1 protein-coding gene is annotated in these 1719 nt (G+C 68.9%); it reads right to left on the bottom strand.

Annotation, left to right across the window (positions count from 1 at the left end; genetic code table 11):
• Positions 1-1532, bottom strand: a 1532-nt coding sequence (locus ACY5KJ_RS09175) for a chromosome segregation SMC family protein (protein ID WP_462203181.1), incomplete at its 3' end; no start/stop codon positions are given.
• Positions 1533-1719 lie beyond the last annotated feature (187 nt).

Raw genomic sequence — 1719 nt, 5'->3', positions numbered from 1 at the left:
GCGCCGGTAGCAGCCCTCAACAGTGCCGCGGCTCCGTCGGCCGGCGCGAGGGAGAGATGCAGCGCGTCACGTCGCGCAGCCCAGGAGGCGTGGTCACGCTCGGCGCTACGCTCCTCACCGCGCAGGACCTCGAGCCGCTCGGCGGCAGCGGCATGCACCGCCACGGCCGCGCTGTGCCGCTCGGTGAGATCCTCCCGTGCGCTCTCCATCCGGGAGAGTTCGATCTCGAGGGCCGAACGTGACGCCGAGGTCTCGGTCTCCCGCTCCCGCGCGGCGTCGAGTGCCTCGGTCGTCCGTGCTATCTCGTTCTCGGCGCTGGTGGCACGGGACCTGGCAGCCTCCACCTGGCCGGCAAGGCGCGCGATCTCCTCACGGCGAAAAGACGCCGCGCGTGCCGCGGCGATCAGTTCCTTCTCCTCCCGGGCGAGCGCGGCCTCGAGATCGGCACGCCTGGTGACCACCTCGGCGAGCAGGTCCCGATCACGCTCCAGCCGCTCGGTGAGGGCGATTTCCTGCTCCCGGACCGCCGTGGCCTCCTGTTCCAGTTCCTCGGGGTCGCGGCGCCCACGTACGTCGTCGGCCGCGGTACGCAACAGGCGACCCCGTTCGACGGCGAGCGAACGGGTGCCCCGCAGCCGTTCCCGCAGGGATGCCAGGGCGTACCAGGTCTCCTGGGCGCCGGTGGCGCGCGGAACGATCGCCGTCAGGTCGGCCTGCAGCTGCTCCTCCCGGCGGGCGACCGCGGCATGAGCGGCTTCGGTGGTCGTCAGCCGCGCCCGCAATGCCTCCTCGTCCGCGAGGTCGGAGGCGATCGCGGCCCGGGCACGATGGAGATCGTCGGCGAGAAGGCGCAGGCGGGCGTCCCGGAGCGAAGCCTGAATCACACCGGCCTTACGTGCGATCTCCGCCTGGCGACCGAGCGGCCCCAACTGCCGACGCAGCTCGGCGGACAGATCGGTGAGGCGGGTGAGGTTCGCCGACATCGCCTCGAGCTTGCGGAGTGCCTTCTCCTTGCGTTTACGGTGTTTGAGGACGCCGGCGGCCTCCTCGATGAAGGCGCGGCGATCCTCCGGGCGCGCGTGCAGGACCGCGTCGAGCTGACCCTGGCCGACAATCACGTGCAGCTCTCGGCCGATACCCGAGTCGCTCATCAGTTCCTGGATATCCAGCAGGCGACAACCGGTACCGTTGATCGTGTATTCGCTCTCGCCGCTGCGGAACATCAGCCGCCCGATGGTCACCTCGGTGTACTCGATGGGGAGCGCGCCGTCCGAGTTGTCGATCGTCAGGAGTACTTCGGCGCGCCCCAAGGCCGGGCGAGCGGGCGTGCCCGCGAAGATGACATCGGACATGGTGCCGCCACGCAGGGCCTTGGCACCCTGCTCCCCCAGTACCCAGGCGATGGCGTCGACGACGTTACTCTTGCCCGACCCGTTGGGCCCGACCACGCAGGTTATTCCCGGCTCGAGATGCAGGGAGGTCGAGCTCGCAAAGGACTTGAAGCCCCGCAGGGTCAAGTTCTTGAGATGCACCAGTCTCCGGAGCGATGGAAGGGTTCACCGGCTCGACCCGGGATGGCCGGACTCAGCCGACGTTCGACAGAGCCATCCTAGTCGGCAACCCGAAGCACCCAGCAGGCTACGCTCCGAAAAAAGCACGAAGAAGGCGAGGAGCGAGGTTGCCCGGCTCTTCCTGGGTATAGAGGGTCTTCGAAGTTAA

The sequence above is a fragment of the Frankia sp. CcWB3 genome, from assembly GCF_977927595.1.
Note: the sequence above shows the minus strand (reverse complement) of the source record. Positions and strands in the feature narration are given on the sequence as shown.